Annotated in this window: 15 protein-coding genes and 1 pseudogene; 7 read left to right on the top strand and 9 right to left on the bottom strand. The window is 70.1% G+C overall.

What is annotated here, in order from left to right; genetic code table 11:
* Positions 1–77: 77 nt before the first annotated feature.
* Both OG407_RS09185 and OG407_RS09180 read left to right on the top strand, forming a co-directional pair.
* Positions 78–1,382, top strand: coding sequence for a serine hydrolase domain-containing protein (locus OG407_RS09185; protein WP_405856763.1), 1,305 nt, complete (start codon positions 78–80; stop codon positions 1,380–1,382).
* A 73-nt stretch (positions 1,383–1,455) separates the two neighbouring features.
* The gene (locus tag OG407_RS09180) at positions 1,456–4,017 is read left to right on the top strand and encodes an MMPL family transporter (protein ID WP_405856761.1); all 2,562 of its coding nucleotides are present in this window, start codon (positions 1,456–1,458) and stop codon (positions 4,015–4,017) included.
* A 202-nt stretch (positions 4,018–4,219) separates the two neighbouring features.
* Here the strand turns inward: OG407_RS09180 and OG407_RS09175 are convergent, their stop codons facing one another.
* Together OG407_RS09175 and OG407_RS09170 are read right to left on the bottom strand one after the other, a co-directional pair.
* Entirely contained in the window at positions 4,220–4,975 is a 756-nt protein-coding gene (locus OG407_RS09175; protein WP_405856759.1) for a hypothetical protein, read from the bottom strand.
* Positions 4,972–6,609: a serine/threonine-protein kinase gene (locus OG407_RS09170; RefSeq protein WP_405856757.1), complete on the bottom strand. Its 1,638-nt coding sequence runs from the start codon at positions 6,607–6,609 to the stop codon at positions 4,972–4,974. Before OG407_RS09170 ends, OG407_RS09175 begins: the two co-directional genes overlap by 4 nt.
* 176 nt (positions 6,610–6,785) lie before the next feature.
* Here OG407_RS09170 and OG407_RS09165 point away from each other — a divergent pair, with 176 nt between their 5' ends.
* Both OG407_RS09165 and OG407_RS09160 read left to right on the top strand, forming a co-directional pair.
* A complete protein-coding gene (locus OG407_RS09165; protein WP_405856755.1) occupies positions 6,786–6,947 on the top strand; it encodes a hypothetical protein in 162 nt (53 codons plus the stop codon).
* Between the two features lie 108 nt (positions 6,948–7,055).
* Entirely contained in the window at positions 7,056–7,577 is a 522-nt protein-coding gene (locus OG407_RS09160) for an ArsR/SmtB family transcription factor (RefSeq protein WP_405856753.1), read from the top strand.
* A gap of 37 nt (positions 7,578–7,614) precedes the next feature.
* On the opposite strand, the gene OG407_RS09155 is transcribed toward OG407_RS09160, so the two are convergent.
* On the bottom strand, positions 7,615–8,097 hold the full coding sequence (locus OG407_RS09155) for a hypothetical protein (protein WP_405856751.1): 483 nt from the start codon (positions 8,095–8,097) through the stop codon (positions 7,615–7,617).
* Positions 8,098–8,343: 246 nt separating this feature from the next.
* On the opposite strand from OG407_RS09155, the gene OG407_RS09150 reads away from it, so the two are divergent.
* A complete protein-coding gene (locus OG407_RS09150; protein ID WP_405856750.1) occupies positions 8,344–8,793 on the top strand; it encodes a hypothetical protein in 450 nt (149 codons plus the stop codon).
* 83 nt (positions 8,794–8,876) lie between these two features.
* A pseudogene (locus tag OG407_RS09145) lies at positions 8,877–10,046 on the top strand (hypothetical protein).
* Between the two features lie 125 nt (positions 10,047–10,171).
* Here OG407_RS09145 and OG407_RS09140 read toward each other — a convergent pair.
* From OG407_RS09140 to OG407_RS09120, 5 genes are all read right to left on the bottom strand, one after another.
* Positions 10,172–10,492: a hypothetical protein gene (locus tag OG407_RS09140; RefSeq protein ID WP_405856748.1), complete on the bottom strand. Its 321-nt coding sequence runs from the start codon at positions 10,490–10,492 to the stop codon at positions 10,172–10,174.
* Between the two features lie 287 nt (positions 10,493–10,779).
* A complete protein-coding gene (locus OG407_RS09135; RefSeq protein ID WP_328684874.1) occupies positions 10,780–12,303 on the bottom strand; it encodes an aldehyde dehydrogenase family protein in 1,524 nt (507 codons plus the stop codon).
* Positions 12,304–12,761: 458 nt separating this feature from the next.
* On the bottom strand, positions 12,762–14,039 hold the full coding sequence (locus OG407_RS09130) for a GAF domain-containing protein (protein ID WP_405868339.1): 1,278 nt from the start codon (positions 14,037–14,039) through the stop codon (positions 12,762–12,764).
* Between the two features lie 218 nt (positions 14,040–14,257).
* Positions 14,258–14,857, bottom strand: a complete 600-nt coding sequence (locus tag OG407_RS09125; protein WP_405856746.1) for an N-acetylmuramoyl-L-alanine amidase — start codon at positions 14,855–14,857, stop codon at positions 14,258–14,260.
* A 68-nt stretch (positions 14,858–14,925) separates the two neighbouring features.
* The gene (locus OG407_RS09120) at positions 14,926–15,939 is read right to left on the bottom strand and encodes an acetamidase/formamidase family protein (protein WP_405856744.1); all 1,014 of its coding nucleotides are present in this window, start codon (positions 15,937–15,939) and stop codon (positions 14,926–14,928) included.
* 135 nt (positions 15,940–16,074) lie between these two features.
* Between OG407_RS09120 and OG407_RS09115 the strand changes: the two genes are divergently transcribed.
* Positions 16,075–17,265 (top strand): RNA-guided endonuclease InsQ/TnpB family protein, encoded by a 1,191-nt coding sequence (locus OG407_RS09115; RefSeq protein WP_405856742.1) that lies wholly within the window; start codon positions 16,075–16,077, stop codon positions 17,263–17,265.
* Between the two features lie 30 nt (positions 17,266–17,295).
* Here the strand turns inward: OG407_RS09115 and OG407_RS09110 are convergent, their stop codons facing one another.
* Positions 17,296–18,780, bottom strand: a complete 1,485-nt coding sequence (locus OG407_RS09110; RefSeq protein ID WP_405856740.1) for an APC family permease — start codon at positions 18,778–18,780, stop codon at positions 17,296–17,298.
* Between the last annotated feature and the right edge of the window lie 125 nt (positions 18,781–18,905).

Genomic DNA, 18,905 nt, shown 5'->3' with positions numbered 1-18,905 from the left:
TCGGCGCGGCAGTCCCCTCAGGGATCCGCTCCCCGGCCGCCCCGGCAACCCATGCCCCGTATCGAGGAGGACACCTCATGCCCCGGAACACCCCCTGCCCGCGCTCCGCTCGGCAGGTCTGCCTGACGCTGGCCCTGGCTGCGGCACTGACGTGCACGGTCACGGCCTGCACGGCGGCCGACGCGACGCAGGACACCGCCCGCACCTCGACCGGACGGTCCGGCGTGACGGACGCTCAGGAGGCCCAACTGGCAATGCTCGCCCAGCAGGTCGTCGGCGCCGGGGCCCCCGGCGTTCTCGTGCGCGTCGACAACAGCCACGGGCGGGCGACCACGATCGCCCGTCAGGCGTCCTGGGCCAGGGCCGACCACACGCTGACCGCGAGCGACGAGTTCCGGATGGGCTCCAACACGAAGACGATGGTTGCCACCCTCGTTCTCCAACTGGTCGCCGAACACCGGCTCAAACTGACCGACCCGGTCGAGAAATGGCTGCCCGGCCTCATCCCGAACGGCTCCGCGATCACCCTGCGGATGCTGCTCAACCACACCAGCGGCCTGTACAACATCATCCCGGACGACGCCGATGTCCTGAAGACGTTCACGGGTCAGGACGACCGGCAGTGGACCCCCGAGGAGCTGATCGCCGCGGGTGTCCGGCACGACCCGCTGTTCCCGCCCGGTACGAAGTACTCCTACAGCAACACCGGTTACATCGCGCTCGGCCTCGTCGCCGAGAAGGCCACCGGACACAGCCTGAGCGATCTGGTCCAGGAACGGATCGCCGAGCCGCTGCATCTGAGGAACACCTACCTGGTCAACGGCTCCGACACGACGAAGAGCCCCCGGCTCACCCACGGCTACGAACCCGACCCCGCCCACCTGGGCCCGGTGCTCTGGCCTGGCATCCCCGCAGGGACTGTGTTCGTCGGCCCTGCCCGCCCCGCCGGTCACGTCGACGCCACCTGGATCAACGAGAACACGGAGTGGGCGGCCGGGAGCATGGTCTCCTCCGCACAGGACTGGGCCCGCTTCGACACCGCGCTGCTGTCCGGCAAGCTCCTGCCGCCCGCCCAGCTCAAGGAGATGAAGACCACCGTCGCGGAGGAGAACGGCAATCCGAACCGCTACGGACTCGGCCTGGAGCGGAAGTTCACGCCCTGTGGCGCGGTCTGGGGCCACGACGGTCAGGCTCCTGGCTACTCCAGTTGGGACTACACCGACGACACGGGCCGACGCACCGTCTCGGTCCATGTCCCGACCATCTTCGGCATCGCGGCACCCAAGCCCGCCGCAGCCACCGAGGCCCTGCTGAACGCCGCGATCTGCACCATGCTCGGCAAGCCGATTCCCACCACGGCCCCTTCCACGTCGACCGGCTGATGGACGTAGAAACCGTTCCGTCCCGCTTCCCGATCTCCTCAACTCCCGACACATCAAAGGAAGTTGCTCAGCCATGTCCGCACTGGTCAGATGGTGCTTCCGGCACCGCCTCCTCGTCGTCGGGATCTGGGCCACCCTGCTGGTCGCGCTCGCCGTTCCGTACGCGACGCTCGGCACCAGCTACTCCGACGCGTTCAGCCTGCCGGGACTGGAATCGTCCAAGGCACAGGCTCGGCTCCAGACGTCCGAGCCCCGACAGGCCGGGGACAGCGACCAGATCGTGGTGCACGTGCGCCACGACGGGTCGGTCCGCGACCCCGCTGTCCGGCGGAAGGTCACCTCGATGCTGGACCGGGTCGCGGCACTGCCCTCGGTCACTTCGGTCAGCAGCATGTACGGCCCCGACGGAGCGGCCCGGATCAGTAAGGACGGCCGGACCGGCTACGCGACGGTGACGTTCGACGCGCAGGCCGAGCGGATACCGGCCGCCGACGTCACCCGGGTCATCGACACCGCCCGGGCCGTGCGTGACGGTGATCTGCGGGTGGAACTCGGCGGTCAGGCCATCAGCCTCGTGGCAGAGGGCGGGGGACAGGGCACCGAGGCCATCGGGCTGCTCGCCGCCGGCATCATCCTCTTCGTCGCCTTCGGCTCACTACTGGGCATGCTCCTGCCCTTGTTGGTCGCGGTCGCCGCTCTCGGTGCCGGGCTGCTCGCCGTCGGGCTGACCTCGCATGTGATGACCCTGGGCAGCGACGCCCCGACCGTCGCCGCCCTGATCGGCCTCGGCGTCGGCATCGACTACGCCCTGTTCATCGTCACCCGTTGTCGGACCGGCCTGCAACGAGGCCTGACGCCCGAGCAGGCAGCGGTACACGCACTGGACACCTCCGGACGGGCGGTGGTCTTCGCCGGACTCACCGTCGTCACCGCCCTCCTCGGTCTGCTCGTCCTGCGGATCGGCCCCCTCAGCGCGATGGGGATCAGCGCCGCGACGGCCGTACTGGCCACGGTTCCCGCGTCGGTGACCCTGCTGCCGGCCCTCCTGGGCCTCTTCGGCAGCAGGCTACTGACCAGGCGTCAGCGGCGGGCCCTGTCCACATGCAACCCCAGGGCCGGTGCGCGGCCGCTCGGAACGGAACGCTCCGGAGGCCGCTGGGCCGAACAGGTCGAGCGACGCAAGACCCTGTTCGCCCTGACCGCGCTCCTCATGGTCACCGTCCTCTCGCTGCCCGCGCTGTCACTGCGCCTGGGCACCTCGGACGCGGGGAACGACCCGAAGGGCACGACCACCCGGGCCGCGTACGACCTGCTCGCCCAGGGGTTCGGCCCCGGCTCCAACGGCCCGCTGGTGCTGGTCGCGCAACTGGACGCGCCCAGCGACAGGCCGGCCCTGAACAGACTGGTCGAGGCCGTACGCCGTACTCCCGGAGTGGCGTCGGCGACGGCCGGCCGGGTCACCGCGGCGACCGGACTGTCCGTCATCGACGTGGCGCCGACCGGCGCACCGCAGGACGAGTCCACCAGCACCCTGATTGCCCACCTGCGTAAGGAGGTTGTCCCCACCGCCGAGCGGGGGAGCGGCCTGACGGTCTACGTCGGCGGCACCACGGCCGCCTCGGACGACCTCGCCGACCTGCTGACGGGCAAGCTGCCGCTGTTCCTCGGAGTGATCGTCGTACTCGGCTGCCTGCTGCTGATGCTGGCCTTCCGCAGCGTCCTGGTGCCACTGACCGCCGCGCTGATGAACCTGCTCGCCTCGGCCGCGTCCTTCGGAGTCGTGGTCGCCGTGTTCCAGTGGGGATGGGGCTCCGAACTCCTCGGCCTGGGGAAGGCCGGGCCGGTGGAGGCCCAACTCCCGGTGATCATGCTGGCCATCCTCTTCGGCCTCTCGATGGACTACCAGGTCTTCCTCGTCAGCCGGATGCACGAGGAGTGGGAGCACACCCGCGACAACCACCGCGCCATCCGGATCGGCCAGGCCGAGACCGGTCGGCTGATCAACGCCGCCGCCCTGATCATGATCTGTGTCTTCATCGCCTTCGTCTTCGGCGGCGAGCGGGTCATCGCCGAGTACGGGGTGGGACTGGCCGCGGCCGTCGCCATCGACGCCTTCGTCCTGCGCACCGTGCTGGTCCCGTCACTGATGCACCTGCTGGGACGGGCGAACTGGTGGCTGCCCGCCTGGCTGGAGCGGACCCTGCCGCGCGTGTCCATCGAGGGCGCGCCGTCCCGCGAATCTGTCCCCGCCGCCCCCGCCCCCGCCCCCGCGCCCGCCAGTGCGGCTCGGGTGGAGCGGACGGGGTCGGTTCCTCACCACCCGGGCGTGGCGCCCGTTCGCCACGAGTCGCCGCAACGACAGGACCGCGGGCCGCGTGTTCCGAAGTCGGTCCTGGCGGCGTACCTGTGGTGGTTCTTCTTCGGCCTGTTCGGCATGCACCACTTCTATCTCGGCAGGACCGGCCGTGGGCTGCTGCACCTGTGCACCCTCGGCATCTGCGGGCTCGGTTGGCTGGCCGACGCGCTCACCCTGCCCCACCAGGTCCGGAGCGCGAACGTCCGCATCGCCTTGGCGGACATCGCACTCCATGCCGACGCCACGGCCGACCCGGCCTCGAACGACTCGCTCCGCTGACCGAACCGACGCATTCACCGGTCACTGTCGATCCGGTCACTGTCGATCCGGCCAGTCGCGAACCCGCTGACCCCGGCCGCGCCGGACACACCTGGTGGCCTGGCACCTGCCCGACTTCGTCGACCAGATCCGGCGCCCGGCCGCCCGGACCGCCGTCAGCGGACACGTGTACCTGGCCGAACTCGACGATCTCGGTCGGCCGTCAGGGACAGTCGTACGAGAAGTGGGCGGTGGTCGCCCGGTGACCGGGAGACAGGATGCGCAGTTCCGCCCGTGCCGCGCGGTGGCCCGGTCCCCGGTAGGTCCATCGAAGGTGCAGGAGCGCGTGTCGCTCCCCCCGGACCATCACCTCGTGCAGAACGTCGGACGCTGTGCCGTCGCTTCGGACCCATCGGTAGGAGAGGCTGCCGGGACGGCCGTTGGTGGTGACCAGACCGACGATGTCCGCGGTGCCGTCGCATCCCAGAACCGTCGGACTCGCCGTGACAGCGACCTGGGTGACCGCCACGGACTGCCCGAAGCGCTGCCAGGCCAGGAAGACGAGGACAGCTACCACCAGCAGCGTCGGCAGAGTGTTCCTGCGCAGCCTCCGAACGGAGGGCGCGGGAGCCGACGACGTCGCGGAAAGCGTCTGGACGGTGCGGTGCGCGACGGCGGCCGTCACGCCGGGCCCGAATCGCAGCACGCTGCCCTCGACGCGGTCGGGCCGGGTCGGGGAAGCGCTCGCCGGGACCGGCTCGACGAGGGTGTCGTCCGTTTCGGGGCGCTGGATCCAGTGGCTGGCCAGCACGGTGGCGCTGTACTCGCTGTCGGGGCCGGAGGTCCGGTCGTCGAGGACGTGGCCTTCGGTGGGCCCGAGACGGAGTGTGGTGCTGTGCGCGTCGGCGGGTGCGAGCGCCCACGTGGGCTCTTCACCGTTCACCGCCGGCGTGGGCGCGTTGTCGCTCTGAGCGGTCATCGGATCTCACACCGCCTGGTCAGGATCTGCTGCGAGGCGCCGCCGGAAGCCGGCGCCGGAGTGGTCGTGGCCTGGACCGTCCAGTAGCAGCCGTCGTTCTGGAAGGTGTGGTCGACGGTGATCGTGTACTGGGTGGCTCCGCTGCGCTCGAAGGTCTGGGACGCACCGTCGGGGGAGCCGGCCCCTCCGCTCGCCTCTTCCGTGAACCACGAGACGCTGACGGAGATCGGCCCGCTGCCGTCAGTGGTGACGGTGATGGTCGCGGTGGAGGTCGTGGGGCCCGTCTGGCTGAAGGCCGATACCGCGACGTTCTTGACGGCGGGAGCGACAGGCGGGGTGGAAGAGGCGGTCGTCGGTGTCGCCGGCGTGGACGTGGTCGCCTCGCTGGGCGTCGTCGCCTGTGTGGGTGAGCCGGTGGCGGAGGCGTTGGCGGAGGGTTGACCGGTCGGGGTGGCCGACGGGCCCGAGGGGGAGACACCGGGTGTCGGCGACAGGTCGCCTGACGGAGTGGGCACCGTGGGCGGGGCGGTGGGCGGCGCCGCTCCGGTGCCGACCCGGGCCGTGGTGGTGGCCAGGGCATCGACGGTCGGCTCGGCGGCGCCCGCCGAAGCCTGCCGCATTCCGTAGGTGAGCAGGAGGCCCAGGACTACGGCGGCAGCCGAGACGAGCATGCCGGCTCGGCCGGGCCGCCATGACCGGGCCCAGTCGTGCCGTGGAGCCTGCCTCAGGATCGTACGCGCGGTGTCCGTGGTGGATCGGGGGGAGCGGGCCGAGGGCAGCAGCAGCGCCAGAAGGGCCACCAAGGCGGCGAGCCGGGCGCGGCCCCGTGCCTCCCAATCGGCCCCGTACACGGCGCCGGCGATCGTCTCCAGTTCCGTCACGAACGCCTCGGCCTGTGCCGGCCGTTGGTCCGGTTCCTTGGCCAGACCGCGACGGACCAGCTCACGCACCGCTGCGGGGACCTCGTCCACGGGGACGGGGGCGTCGACGTGCTGGAGGGCCAGTTCGGCGATGTTGTCACCCGAGTACGGTCTGTGTCCCGTCAGGCACTCGAAGAAGGTGGCCGTGGCCGCGTACACGTCCGCGGCGCAGGAGGCGGGGGCGCCGGTCCACTGCTCGGGGGCCATGTAGGACGGGGTTCCGGCCACACCCGCGCTGGTGCCCGCGTCCACCGCGATACCGAAGTCGACGAGCTTGGACGATCCGTCCGTCTCGACCAGGACGTTCTCCGGCTTGTAGTCGCGGTGGACGACGCCGACGCGGTGTGCGTCGGCGAGACCGAGCAGCGATCCCTTGAGAAGGACGAGCGCGGCTTCGGGATCGAGTGGCCCCTGACGGGTCAGCAGCGTCCGCAACGAGACACCGTCCACCAGTTCCATGACGATGGCGGCGCCCTGCGGGCTCTCCACGTACTCGTACAGGCCAGTCACGTACAGGCTGTGCAGTCCGCCGAGCAGGCGCGCCTCCGCCCGGAAATCGTGCACGAAACCGGGCCGCGTGCGCAGGGACTCGCTGAGGTACTTCACCGCGACCCGTACGCCGGTGTCCGCGTGCACGGCCAGCACGACGCGACCGCTCGCACCAGACCCGAGCTCAAGAGACTCGGTGTATCCGGGCACCACCCATGTGCTCACGTCATCCCCCAGACGGCTGCCGCCGTACCTGACCGATTCCCGAGGCGGCTGGACCATTGCGTTGAGAGACACCTTTTCAGCCACGGCGGTTGCGGGACAGGACAATGCCGGTCCCTCTTCGTCGGCGTGAGCGGTCGGGTCTGCCGGTGGCGACAGCGCAGCCAACCAAAGTGCGCTTGCCACTCGTCCCCATCCGTCTGGCCCGGCGTCCCGATCCGCTGTGGGAGCTCGTCTGCGCCGCCTGCCGGCTGGGGACGCTCGTCCCGGCCGTCGGCTACATCCCCGACTTCCTCACCCCGTCCGTTCCGGAAGAGGGTCTGCCCGCGGCCCTCGCGTAGGTACGCGCGACGCCCCTCCGCCGTCTGCGGCGGGAGTCGGGCGTCCTCGCCGGCGCCCGCCCTCTCCAGGTGTGGACGACGGCGCTCGGCAGGCCGGGAGATCGCGGTATGGGATCGCTGGTCAGGGCGTTGGAGGTCGCCTCCAAGGCGCTGCTCGAACCGCGGTGGGGGCAGGTTCGCAGGGCCGTGCAGGACGAGGTCGACCTGCGGGCCCGCACCCTCCTGGACGGCGGTGTCCGCGCTCTGCTGGAGAGCCTGCCGCTCGCCCGATGGCATCCCCCGTGCTGGAGGTGGACTACGCCGGTCCTCGTCCATGCGGTCACCCCACGGCCGTTGGACACGGTGGCCCCCGACGGTGGCGGACTGGAGCGGCTGCTGGGTCGTACCCGGGCCACCGTGCTGGTTCAGGTGGCAGGTGGCCGTACCCGCACCACGTTCGAAGTGGCGCGGGCCGTGGGCATCGCCCTGCCCAGTGCCAGCCACCAGCTCGCCGTCCTGCGGGACGGAGGACTGGTGGCGAGCCACCGGGAGGGCCAGTCCGTACGGCACTCGGTGACGTCCATGGGCCACCGGCTGCCGGGCGCGGACACCGGACGACGGACGGAGACCGATCCGGCCTGTGGTCCCTGAGCCTGCCCAGTGCGCCGGGCCGCAGAGGCCGTCCGGCTCAGCAGTCGCGGATCGAGTACACCGGTGACCAGTTGACGGCGTAGACCGCGTTGTCGGCCGGGACGGTCTGGAGCAGGCCGCCTCCGGAGCCGTAGAGACCGGCGACGGCACCTCCGGTCTGGCTGTTCTGGGCCTCGGCCCAGTCGATCCAGTTGGAGAGGGTGTAGCGGTTGCAGGAGTAGAAGAAGATCTTGAACTTGCCGGCCGTCGGGTCCCAGACCGAGGCGCAGAAGTAGCCGCTCTGGCAGTACATGCCCCCGCCGGCACCGGCGTAGGCCGTGCGGACGGCCGGAGAAGTGGAGGGGGCCGCGGCCAGGAGCGGCGCGGGGCAGGCCGTCTTCGGCGCTGCGGGCATGGTCATGACGTGACCGGGGGAGGTGCCGTGCGAGGCCGGGGCGGCCTGCGCGGTTCCGGTGGTGAGGAGGGCCGCCCCCGTCGCGAGGGCGGCGCACAGTCCGACAAGTGAGCGCTTGGTAGGCACGGTTGGGCAGTCCTCCGTCCGGCATGGAGGTGTTCGCGCATGCCCGTGTCGTGGTTGTCCCGGTCCGACGGCCGTGTCCGGGTCGCACACGGCCATCATGTGCGGCCGGACCACGGTGACAGCGGCCTTTCGAGGAGGTTCGAAGGGCTTCCGCCGGGCTCGCGCGATCGGCGATCGTCGCCGTCAGGGCACGTTCCGTGCCGCTGTCCCAGATGACCCGCTGCCGTCTCCACGGAGGTCTCATCCATGCGCGCGAAGCGCTCGCTGCTCGGCATCATCGGCACGGTGTTCTGCATGCTGATGGCCGTCCTCGCCACCGGTCCGGCACAGGCGGCAACCGCCTCCGGCCCTCGTACCAGTAGCCATGCACAGGCCGCGGCCGCCGTCTCCCCGACGATCTCTCCGGCCACCACCGTCAGCTACCGCACGGACGACCAGACGTTCACCTGCGGCCCGGGGAACCTCTGCCTCGAAGTGTGGGATCCGACCGTGTCCAAGTGGAAGATCTTCTACCTCTACACCTGCAACCGGTACTCCCTGTCCAACTGGTCCGGCAACGGCTACTACCTCAACAAGCAGACCGGGTCGGTCACTTCCTACCTCTACGACGCCAACGGGAACGTGCTGCGCGCCTTCTCCCCGCCGCAGGTGGGTGACCAGGACTGGAGCCCCGTCTGGTCCGTCCGCAACTGCTGACACACGTGTCGTGGCCGGCCCCTCCAACGGTGGCCGGCCTCGACGTGTTCCTCTTCGGCCCCGTCCTCGCCGGGGAGTCGTTCATGTCACCCTTCTCTTCGCAGGGATCGCGAGGCGGATTCGCCCTCGTGGCGGCCTGGTTGGTCCTGATGGCCGCCCTGTTCGCCACGGCGGCACCCGCCCGCGCCCAGACACCCTCACCCACCCCCACGCGCACGGCCTCGGTGAACGTACCGCCGGGCGTCACTGCCGGAATCGCTGTGTACGACCGCCGGACCGGGACGTTCACCGAGCAGTCCAACGCCCATACGCAGTTCCGTTCCGCCTCGGTGGTGAAGCTTCTGATCGCTCTGGACCACCTGTGGGACCGCGGCCCCGACTACGGCCTGCCGTCGGACGACCGGGCCCGCGTCGACAGCATGCTGCGCTCCAGCGACGACTCCGCGGCGGACTTCTACTGGACCCAGGACGGCGGCTCGGCGATCATCGACCGGATGATCCCCCGCCTGGGGCTGACGGACACCGCGGGCCCGTCGGCGGACTACCCGGGCTACTGGGGCTACACGGCCCTGTCGGCGGCCGACACCGTCCGGATCTACCGCTGGATCCTGGACAGCGCACCCGCCGCCCTGCGGGACATCGTCATGGGTGACCTGCGCGCCTCCACCCGGTGCGGCGACGACGGTTTCGACCAGCGGTTCGGCATCCCTGCGTCGTTCCAGCAGCCGTGGGCGGTCAAACAGGGCTGGTCCGGCTTCGGCGAAAGCAGCGACTGCGCCGATCCGACGGCCTCGGCCGCCGGCCGACGGGTCCCGTCCGCGCCGGCCACGGGGGTCGACTTCGCCCGGCCCGCACTGCACACCACGGGAACCGTGGGCGCGGGTGACCGTTCGATCGTCGCCGTCTTCACCCTGCACCCGCAGGGCACCCCGTTCGGCGCCGCGTACAGCGCCCTCGACACGCTGGTACGTTCACTGAAGGTCCCCGGCGCCGTCCCGCGCTCCGGCTCGTGGTAGGACACATGGGGATCCCACGTCCAAGTGCGCGCCGCCACGACCACCGGCTCGCAGGCGCTCACCCGGCTGCCCGCCGGGGCCGACGCGCTGATCGGCTGCCAGAAGCAGGGCGAGGAGGTCACCGTCGGGCAGTACACGAACGACTGGTGGGCCTATCTCCCCCTGTACGGCGGCTACATCACCAACATCTACATCAACTACCCGGACAACAAACTGCCCGACGTCCCCGTCTGCTGAGGCCTTGGCCGGGCACGCCGTGGGCGATTCAGCACACGGGCAGCGCCGACGTATCTGATGCGTCTGGGGAGCGCGGAGAGCGCGCGCGAGGGCCCGCCCACCGTCAGGTCGGCGGGCCCTGGTGATCACTGGATGCAGTCGGGGAGCGGGTCCGTCTCGCTGGAGATCGCCGTGTCCTTCATGAAGCCGAGCCGGCCGTTGTCCGCGACCGTCATCTCCCAGCGTGTGGAGTGCGGCCCGCCCACCCATGCCTGGTTGTCCTCCTTGCAGAAGAACCAGCTCGGGTTGGAGTGCATGTAGCCGACGACGGTGTTCGGGTCCGGGTAGATGTGGTTGTCCCCGACCGTGCCGTACACCCGTGCGCCGGAGACGTTGTTGCACCACCACTTCGTGGAGCCGTCGTTCCAACACGGGTTGGCGGCAGCCGCGGAGGGCGCGGTCGCCACCGCGACTCCCACGGTGAGCGCCGTGGCGGCCAGCAGAGCGCCCGCCCTCCTGGCCTTCGTGCCCCTGCCCGGCCGATTTTCCTTGCGTATGTGCTCCCCCTCGGTTCACAGGCTGAGTCCGTTCGTCCGAGTCCGGAGCGGTCACCGCACTCCGGTCACACCTTTCGACCACGGTCGAAGGGCTCGCCCAGCACCTTCGCGACCTGCTGCGCCCCTGGCGGGCCCAACGTCTTGCAGCTTGTACATGGGCCTCGGTGGCGTCGGAGACAGATCCTCTCGATTCAGGTCTAGAAGAAGCCCAGCTTCTTCGGCGAATACGACACGAGGAGGTTCTTGGTCTGCTGGTAGTGGTCCAGCATCATCTTGTGGTTCTCGCGACCGATGCCGGACTGCTTGTAGCCGCCGAACGCCGCGTGCGCGGGGTACGCGTGGTAGCAGTTCGTCCACACCCGGCCCGCCTGGATCGCCCGGCCCGCGCGGTACGCCGTGTTGATGTCCCGGGTCCACACGCCCGCCCCGAGGCCGTACAGCGTGTCGTTCGCGACCTTGATCGCGTCGTCGAAGTCGTCGAACGACGTCACCGACACCACCGGCCCGAAGATCTCCTCCTGGAAGATCCGCATCCGGTTGTCGCCCTCGAAGATCGTCGGCTGGACGTAGTAGCCGCCCTTCAACTCGCCGTCGTAGTCGAGGCGTTCGCCGCCCGTGAGGATCTTCGCGCCCTCCTGCCGGCCGATGTCCAGGTAGGAGAGGATCTTCTCCAACTGGTCGTTGGACGCCTGCGCGCCGATCATCGTGTCCGTGTCGAGCGGGTGGCCCGGCTTGATCAACTCGGTGCGGGCGACGGCCGCCTGGAGGAAGTCGGCGTAGTGGCCGCGCTGGATGATCGCCCGGGAGGGGCAGGTGCACACCTCGCCCTGGTTGAGCGCGAACATCGTGAAGCCTTCGAGCGCCTTGTCGAGGAAGTCGTCGTTCGCCGACGACACGTCGTCGAAGAAGATGTTCGGCGACTTGCCGCCGAGTTCCAGCGTGACCGGCTTGATGTTCTCCGAGGCGTACTGCATGATCAGCCGCCCCGTCGTGGTCTCGCCGGTGAAGGCGACCTTCGCCACCCGCGGGCTGGACGCGAGCGGCTTGCCCGCCTCGACGCCGAAGCCGTTGACGATGTTCACCACGCCCGGCGGCAACAGGTCCGCGATCAGACTCATCCAGTAGTGGATGGACGCCGGGGTCTGTTCGGCCGGCTTGATGACGACCGCGTTGCCCGCCGCGAGCGCCGGCGCCAGCTTCCAAGTCGCCATCAGGATGGGGAAGTTCCACGGGATGATCTGCGCGACGACCCCGAGCGGCTCATGGAAGTGGTACGCCACCGTGTCGTCGTCGACCTCGCCCAGCGAACCCTCCTGCGCGCGGATCGCCCCCGCGAAGTAGCGGAAGTGGTCGATGGCGAGCGGGATGTCGGCGGCGAGTGTCTCGCGGACCGGCTTGCCGTTCTCCCAGCTCTCCGCGACCGCGAGCGGCTCCAGGTTCGCCTCCATCCGGTCGGCGATCTTCAGCAGGATGTCGGAACGCTCGGTCACCGACGTCCGGCCCCACCCCGGTGCCGCCGCGTGCGCCGCGTCCAGCGCCCGCTCCACGTCCTCCGCGGTGCCGCGCGCGATCTCCGTGAACGGCTGCCCGTTCACCGGTGACGGGTTCTCGAAGTACTGCCCGCGAGCCGGCGGCACGTACTCGCCGCCGATGAAGTGGTCGTAGCGCGCCTGGTAGGAGACGATCGCGCCCTCGGTGCCGGGTGCCGTGTAACGGGTCATCCTGGTCTGCCTCCCGGAACAGCGCTGCCCGCCGTTGGGCAGCTTTCGGCGCGAGGCTAGGGGGCGGGACGTTGCATGTAGGTTGCGCGGGTGTTGGGGTGCCGGGGTGTTTGGGGTGCGGGTGCCCGGTGCCGGGGGTGGAAGCCGGAAGGCGGAAGGCGGGCGGGGAGCCGGGAGCCCGGTGCCGGAAGCCAGAAGGCGGGCCGCGAGCCGCGAGGTGGAAGGTGCGAGGTGGAAGTCGCGAACCAGGAGCCGGAGGGCGGAAGCTGGAAGGTGGGCTGGGTGCTGGGTGCTGGGTGCTGGGTGCTGGGTGCGGGGTGCCGGAGGGCCGAGACCGGAAGCCGGAAGGTGGAGGGTGGGAGCCGGAAACGAGGAGCCGGAGGGCGGAAGCCGGGAGGTGTGCCGAGAGCCGGAGGGCGGGATGGGCGGCAAGTGGCTTGCGTCGAGCGTGAGTTACGTCAGCGGCCCGCCTGCCGTGACCACCCCGCCGGTGCCGTCAGCTCGGACTCCAGCGTGGCGAGTCGCGAACGCACCGGTGCCGTCGGCCGTATCGCCGCGAGCGCCCGCCACACGTCGAGGTCGTCCTCGCCCCACGGCGCGTGCGCCCAGTCCGCCAGCAGGTCGGGGTCGCGGCGGGCGATCAGCGCCGTCCGGAGGCCGTCGGCGAGGCGGGTCCTGAGCCGGACCACCGCCGGTGCCTGCGAACCGGGCAGCAACGGACCCGTGTACGCCGTCGCCGCCCCCATGACCGCACCCCCTTCCAGCCGCCGCTCTACGATCGCCACATCGGACTCGACCGGTGACGTGAGCCGGTACGGACGCGAGGCGAGCAGGCCCGGCCCCAACAGCCGCCGCAGCCGCGCCAGTTCGGCCCGCAACGTCACCGGCGGCACCGACTCGTCCTCGTACAGCGCGCACAGCAACTCGTCGCCGGTCAGCCCCTCGGGATGCCGGGCCAGCAGCACCAGGATCTCGCTGTGCCGGCGGCTCAGCCTCATCTTGCGGCCGTGGACACACAGTTGGGCCTCGTCCCGGCCCAGCGCCGTCAGCTCGGGCCCGTCGACATACGTCTGTTCCGGTGCGAGCAGGGCCAGTTGGGATTCGGCGGCCCGCGCCACCGCCTGCACGAAGCCCAGGCTGTGCGGATGCGCCAGCCCGTTTCCGCCGGTGATGTCCACGGCACCGAGTACCCGCCCCGTACGCGGATCGTGCACCGGAGCCGCCGCACACGTCCACGGCTGCACCCGCCGGATGAAGTGCTCGGCCGCGAACACCTGCACCGGGCGGTCCACGGCGACCGCCGTACCCGGCGCGTTCGTCCCGACCGCGCTCTCCGCCCAGCGCGCACCCGGCACGAAGTTCATCCGGCCGGCCTTCCGCCGGGTCGCCGGATCACCCTCGACCCACAACAACCTGCCCTGTGCGTCGCACACCGCCAGCAGATGCTCGCCGTCCGCCGCGAACGTGCCCACCAACTCCCGTATCAGCGGCATCACCCGCGCCAGCGGATGCTCCGCGCGGTAGACACCCAGGTCACCGTCCGTCAGCTCCACACTCGCCGTGCCCTCGGGACCGACACCGGCCCGCGCGGAACGCCGCCAGGAATCGGCCACCACCGACCGCACCGGCTGCGGCACCGTACCCGCCACGGCGAACGTCTCGTGCGCCCGGCGCAGCACCCGCACCCGCTCGGCAGGGTCGGCCCCCGGCTCCAGGGCCACCCATGGATCGGTCAACTCGGCCTCCCCTGAAGTCGATACGACGGCGGTGCGGCAGTGGTACAGCGGCGATACGGCGATGACACGACAGCGACACGGCGCCGCAACGGATGCGGACATCGTTACTCCGCAGACGGATCCGGACAACCGTTTCGACCAGGTACGCCCCGAACGAACCGCGACGCTCTCGGAAGAGGCCTGGTTCCGGGCCGGAACCGGCTCTGATCCACCCCGGCTCAGCCGAGATTGACCAGCCTTATGTAGCGCGTCCAATCCCAGTTCGGCCCCGGATCGGTGTGGTCCGTACCCGGCACCTCGTAGTGCCCGATGATGTGCGCCCGGTCCTTCGGGAGCCCGTACTTCGTGCAGAGCGCCGACGTCAGCTTGGCCGACTGCTCGTACAACGCGTCGGTGAACCACTGGGGTTGATCCACCCAGCCCTCGTGCTCGATACCGACACTGCGCGTGTTGTAGTCCCAGTTCCCCGCGTGCCAGGCGATGTCGGCCTCCCGCACACACTGCGCCACATGCCCGTCGGCCGACCGTACGAGATAGTGCGCGGATACCTTCTTCTGCGGATTCTGGAAGATGGACAGGGTGCTGGGATACGTCTCCTGCGTGACGTGGATGATCACGTAGTCGACGGGATAGGTGCTGGGGCGTTTGGACACCGTGTAGTTGGAGGTGCTCGCCGGCTGCCACTCGGCCGCCGGATAGTCGACGGCCTGAGTCTGCGCACCGGCCTCCGCGTCGGGAAGTAACGCATACGGTACGGCGGCCAGCGCGGCACCCTTGAGGATGCGCCGCCTGCTCGGAAGCGGTGTTGAACGGTCCACTGCGGGTTGCCTCTCAGAGGTCTTGGGGGTTTTCGAGGTCTTAGGGGCGTCCGGAGTGAGCGGCGTGCTCAGTGCTGGAGTGCCGCCGCGGTCTCACGCAGCCGCGCGTGCAGTCCGCGATGCGTCTCGCGCGCGGGCAGCCACTCCTTCCGGATCTTCGCCACACAGGTGTAGTTGGTGTCGCACACGTTGGCCAACGGTGATTCGACCGCCTGGGTTGCGAATTGATAGGCGTCCAGTTCACTGAACCCGTAGTCGCGCACCAGCCAACGCACCAGGTCGAGCTGGGAGATCCGGAACGCGTCCTCCAACGGGCGGGCCGAACCCGTCGAGATGATGTGCGTGTCCGACTCGATGCGCGGCCAGGGCGTGGCGACCCCCTTGAGCAGTTCCACGATCACCACGGTGTTCATCGCGCACTCGACGGCGACCCCGCAGGTCTCGCCCTCGCCCTGCCGGGCGTGCCCGTCACCGAGGCTGAGCAGCGCGCCCTCCACGTTCACGCCGAGGTAGCAGGTGACCCCGGCCCGCATCTCGGGCGTGTCCATGTTCCCGCCGTGCGCGTCCGGCACCAGCGCCGAACGCACCTCCAGGTTGGCGGGGGCCACACCCACCGTGCCGTGCATCGGGTCGAGGGGCAGCTCGATCTCGATGTCGCTGTCCCGCGCGCGGAACAGCGCCGTACGCCGGGTCCGGTCCAACTGCCAGATCCAGACGGTCTCCGGGAGCGGCGGCTGCAGCGTCGCCGTGGTGTGGGTCGAGGTGAGCGCGCCGAAGAGGGGAACCGTGGTCGAGGCGGCCCAGTCCCGGGCCGGTTCGATCGACACGAAGTGCACGGCGACCGTGTCGCCCGGCTCCGCGCCCTCCACATGGAAGGGACCGGTCTGCGGGTTCAGGAACGGGAACTCGCACACCTCGGACACCAGATCCCTCTCGGACCGCACCCGTCCGGCGAAACAATCCTCCGTGTACAGGTCGAGGACGGTGCCGGGCGCGATGCGCGCCACGGGCGGGGCGCCGCCGAACGTCCAGGCGTACTCGCCCGGTTCGGGCCGCACCGTCAGGATCCGGGGGTCGTTCATCGGGGCTCTCCTTCGTGGATACCCTCGGCTTCGGCCGGGGGAGGAAGCGAAGCTCCTGCGCAGCAGGGCGGACCGGCGTCCACCGGCTGCCGGCCGACACTCGTCGCTCAAACGGGAGCTGATTGAATGTGAGGTATGGCGCGGCAGGTCAAGCGGGCGTTCAAGTACCGCTGTTACCCCACGGACGGGCAGGTGGCGGAGTTGTCGCGTACGTTCGGCTGCGTCCGCCTGGTCTACAACAAGGCGCTGGAAGAGCGCACCCGGGCCTGGTACAGCGAGCAGCACCGCATCTCCTACGTCCAGTCGTCGGCCGCGCTGACCCAGTGGAAGAAGACCGAGGAGTTCGCGTTCCTGGCGGAGGTGTCCTCGGTCCCGCTCCAGCAGGCGCTGCGCCACCTCCAGACAGCGTTCGGGAACTTCTTCGCCCAGCGGGCGAAGTACCCGCGTTTCAAGTCGAGGAAGAAGTCGCGGGCGTCGGCCGAGTACACCCGCTCCGCTTTCACGTGGCGCGAGGGCCGTCTGACGTTGGCGAAGATGGCCGGTGTGCTGGACATCCGCTGGTCGCGTGCCCTTCCGGAGGGTTCGGTACCGACGACGGTGACTGTGTCCCGTGACAGTGCGGGCCGCTGGTTCGTGTCGCTGCTGTGCGACGACAGCATTGCTCCGGCTCCGGCCACGACGAATGCGGTCGGCATCGACGCCGGCATCACGTCCCTCGTGACCCTGTCTACCGGCGAGAAGGTGACCAACCCCCGGCACGAGCGCTGTGACCGCGCCCGTCTTGCGAAGGCGCAGCGGGAGTTGTCCCGGAAGGCGAAGGGCTCGGCGAACCGGGAGAAGGCCCGCCGCAGGGTCGCCCGCGTGCATGCGCGGATCGCCGACCGGCGCCGCGACCACCTGCACAAGCTCACCAGCCGTCTCGTCCGTGAGAACCAAACGGTCGTGATCGAGGACCTCACCGTCCGCAACCTGCTCAAGAACGGCACGTTGGCGCGCGCCATCTCGGACGCGTCGTGGACGGAACTGCGCTCCATGCTGGAGTACAAGTGCGTCTGGTACGGGCGCGAACTCGTCGTGATCGACCGCTGGTTCCCCAGCTCGAAGCTGTGCGGGGCCTGCGGCGCGGTCGCGGCGACGATGCCGCTGAACGTCTGCGCGTGGACGTGCGACTGCGGCGCCGTGCATGACCGCGACATCAACGCGGCCCGCAACATCCTGGCGGCCGGGCTGGCCGTCTCGGCCTGTGGAGCTGGTGTAAGACCTCAAGGGAGTTCTCCTGGCGGGCAGTCGGCGTTGAAACAGGAACCCCTACAGCGCGAGCCGTAGGAATCCCCCTCCTTCAGGAGGGGGAGGAAGTCAAGGCTGTACTGCTCCGTTCTGCGGATGACCGGTGGAGACGGGTTCGTCGAGATGGACACGGGCGGTATCGGCTATTCGCTCGGGGTGCCGTCGTAGCAGAACGAGCAGGACTACGACCCCGGCCGCCATCCAGATGCCGACGACCGGTCCGGCGTAGGACACGGGAGCGGTCAGTTCGGTCACGAAGTCGAAGGCGGGGATGCCCGCAGCGGTGAGCAGGGCGGGGACGAACGCGACGATCCCGAGGAGGGGGACCAGCAGGTGCCGTAGTGGCTTGAGCAACTCGCGCCTGCGGCGCAGGAAGTAGCCCGCGCAGGCCAGGTTCACGACGATGTAGACGCCGATGACGACCGTGACGATCACCGTGGCCAGGAGGAGGAACGCGGTCACCGGGTCGTAGCCGAGACCGAGGCCCAGTACGGCTCCCACCGCGACGACGGTCTGCACGGCGATGCCGGCGACGGGGGAGCGGTGGCGTGGGTGCAGGGTGGCCAGGACGCGGGGGAGTAGCCGGATGCGGGCCAGGGCGAAGGCGGTGCGGGTCGAGACGGTGGCGCACGCGTTGGCGTTGGCGATCGTCGAGTTGACCACGGCGAGGAACACCAGCACCCAGAACAGTCCGAACGACGCGCGGGCCACCCCCTCCCAGGACGCGGCACCGGAGGCTCCGAATCCGCTGAAGCGGTCCGGCCCGAAGTACACCGTCATGGCGTAGGTCGTCAGCACGTAGAACAGGCCGATCCCTAGGGCCGCGCCGAGCACCGCGCGGTGCATCGTCCGACGTGGGTTCCGTGTCTCCTCGGCGAGCGGTGCCGCGGCCTCGAACCCGGCGAACGCGAGCACCGTGTAGACCGAGCCGGCGAAGACCCCGCCGAGACCGGAGTAGTCCTTGCCGGTGTGCGAAGTGCCGAACACCGACAGCGTGTTGGCGCTACCGGCCTTGCCGATCAGCCAGACGGCGAACACCAGGAAGACGAGGATCTCGAAGACTCCGAGCACCGTGCCGAAGCGGGCAGAGGCGCGCACCCCGAACCAGCCCGCCGCCGCGATGATCGCGGCGCCCGCGAGTGCCCATGGCCACCACAGGTTTTCCGGGTACGAGGGCCACTCCTGGTGCAGTGTGCCCGCCGTGGTGAAGCCGAGTTGGAGGAGCAGGAGGGGTGGGATCAGCGCCTCCACGAAGACGTACCCCCAGCCGACCAGGAAACCGACGGCCGGATGCAGTCCTTGTGCCGCGTAGGTGGCCACCGAGCCGGCGGCGGGGAGTTCGCGGGCCAGCTCGGCGACGCAGGACGCGGTGAAGAGGCAGGCCACCAGCGCGATCAGCACCGACAGCGGCAGACTTCCGCCCGCGAAGGCCGCGCCCGACGGGATCGACGCGGCGACCGCGGCGGCCGGCGCCATCGCCGTGACACTTTGGAACAGGACCTCACGCAGCCCGACGGCATCCCGCCGCAGCTCCTGAACTGTCTCCCCCGACACGTGAATCCCCCGTCGTCCACCCGCATCCGGACCAGCACTCGCACACCGTCGTCACGACACGACGGCTGCGCCTCGCGTGAATCACGGTACGGCGGTTGCGGGTTGGGCAGTAGGGCGTGCCGTGC

It is taken from the genome of Streptomyces sp. NBC_01515 (genome assembly GCF_045040345.1).
Classification (GTDB): domain Bacteria; phylum Actinomycetota; class Actinomycetes; order Streptomycetales; family Streptomycetaceae; genus Streptomyces.
The sequence above is the reverse complement of the archived record's forward strand: the minus strand, read 5'-3'. Positions and strand labels throughout refer to the sequence as shown.

What these genes read in the sequence shown, in the direction of transcription:
- OG407_RS09120 (WP_405856744.1), bottom strand. Translation starts at nt 15,939, where the DNA reads ATGAACGACCCCCGGATCCTGACGGTGCGGCCCGAACCGGGCGAGTAC.
- OG407_RS09115 (WP_405856742.1), top strand. Translation starts at nt 16,075, where the DNA reads ATGGCGCGGCAGGTCAAGCGGGCGTTCAAGTACCGCTGTTACCCCACG.
- OG407_RS09180 (WP_405856761.1), top strand. Translation starts at nt 1,456, where the DNA reads ATGTCCGCACTGGTCAGATGGTGCTTCCGGCACCGCCTCCTCGTCGTC.
- OG407_RS09160 (WP_405856753.1), top strand. Translation starts at nt 7,056, where the DNA reads ATGGGATCGCTGGTCAGGGCGTTGGAGGTCGCCTCCAAGGCGCTGCTC.
- OG407_RS09150 (WP_405856750.1), top strand. Translation starts at nt 8,344, where the DNA reads ATGCGCGCGAAGCGCTCGCTGCTCGGCATCATCGGCACGGTGTTCTGC.
- OG407_RS09175 (WP_405856759.1), bottom strand. Translation starts at nt 4,975, where the DNA reads ATGACCGCTCAGAGCGACAACGCGCCCACGCCGGCGGTGAACGGTGAA.
- OG407_RS09185 (WP_405856763.1), top strand. Translation starts at nt 78, where the DNA reads ATGCCCCGGAACACCCCCTGCCCGCGCTCCGCTCGGCAGGTCTGCCTG.
- OG407_RS09135 (WP_328684874.1), bottom strand. Translation starts at nt 12,303, where the DNA reads ATGACCCGTTACACGGCACCCGGCACCGAGGGCGCGATCGTCTCCTAC.